Annotated in this window: 1 rRNA gene; it reads right to left on the bottom strand. The window is 56.5% G+C overall.

What is annotated here, in order from left to right:
• Positions 1-52: 52 nt before the first annotated feature.
• A 16S ribosomal RNA gene (locus HP507_RS00060) occupies positions 53-1,574 on the bottom strand.
• Positions 1,575-1,578: the final 4 nt, after the last annotated feature.

Consider the following 1,578-nt stretch of genomic DNA (forward strand, 5'->3'; position numbering starts at 1 on the left):
TTCGTCTCGATCCGGCGCCTGGACACCCCAAGAGGTGCCAGATGCTCCTTAGAAAGGAGGTGATCCAGCCGCACCTTCCGGTACGGCTACCTTGTTACGACTTAGTCCTAATCACCGATCCCACCTTCGACGGCTCCTTCCACAAGGGTTAGGCCACCGGCTTCGGGTGTTACCGACTTTCATGACTTGACGGGCGGTGTGTACAAGGCCCGGGAACGTATTCACCGCAGCGTTGCTGATCTGCGATTACTAGCGACTCCGACTTCATGAGGTCGAGTTGCAGACCTCAATCCGAACTGAGACCGGCTTTTTGGGATTCGCTCCACCTTACGGTATCGCAGCCCTTTGTACCGGCCATTGTAGCATGCGTGAAGCCCAAGACATAAGGGGCATGATGATTTGACGTCATCCCCACCTTCCTCCGAGTTGACCCCGGCAGTCTCCTATGAGTCCCCGCCATAACGCGCTGGCAACATAGAACGAGGGTTGCGCTCGTTGCGGGACTTAACCCAACATCTCACGACACGAGCTGACGACAACCATGCACCACCTGTACACCGACCACAAGGGGGCGACCATCTCTGGCCGTTTCCGGTGTATGTCAAGCCTTGGTAAGGTTCTTCGCGTTGCATCGAATTAATCCGCATGCTCCGCCGCTTGTGCGGGCCCCCGTCAATTCCTTTGAGTTTTAGCCTTGCGGCCGTACTCCCCAGGCGGGGCGCTTAATGCGTTAGCTACGACACAGAAACCGTGGAAAGGTCCCTACATCTAGCGCCCAACGTTTACGGCGTGGACTACCAGGGTATCTAATCCTGTTCGCTCCCCACGCTTTCGCTCCTCAGCGTCAGTTACGGCCCAGAGATCTGCCTTCGCCATCGGTGTTCCTCCTGATATCTGCGCATTCCACCGCTACACCAGGAATTCCAATCTCCCCTACCGCACTCTAGTCTGCCCGTACCCACTGCAAGCCCGAGGTTGAGCCTCGGGATTTCACAGCAGACGCGACAAACCGCCTACGAGCTCTTTACGCCCAATAATTCCGGACAACGCTTGCACCCTACGTATTACCGCGGCTGCTGGCACGTAGTTAGCCGGTGCTTTTTCTGCAGGTACCGTCACTCTCGCTTCTTCCCTACTAAAAGAGGTTTACAACCCGAAGGCCGTCATCCCTCACGCGGCGTTGCTGCATCAGGCTTTCGCCCATTGTGCAATATTCCCCACTGCTGCCTCCCGTAGGAGTCTGGGCCGTGTCTCAGTCCCAGTGTGGCCGGTCACCCTCTCAGGCCGGCTACCCGTCGTCGCCTTGGTGAGCCATTACCTCACCAACAAGCTGATAGGCCGCGAGTCCATCCCCAACCAAAAAATCTTTCCACCACCAGACCATGCGGCCAGTGATCATATCCAGTATTAGACGTCGTTTCCAACGCTTATCCCAGAGTCAGGGGCAGGTTACTCACGTGTTACTCACCCGTTCGCCACTAATCCACCCAGCAAGCTGGGCATCATCGTTCGACTTGCATGTGTTAAGCACGCCGCCAGCGTTCGTCCTGAGCCAGGATCAAACTCTCCGTAAAAAAA

Origin of the sequence: Curtobacterium pusillum (genome assembly GCF_013359865.1) — a bacterium.
GTDB classification, from domain to species: domain Bacteria; phylum Actinomycetota; class Actinomycetes; order Actinomycetales; family Microbacteriaceae; genus Curtobacterium; species Curtobacterium pusillum.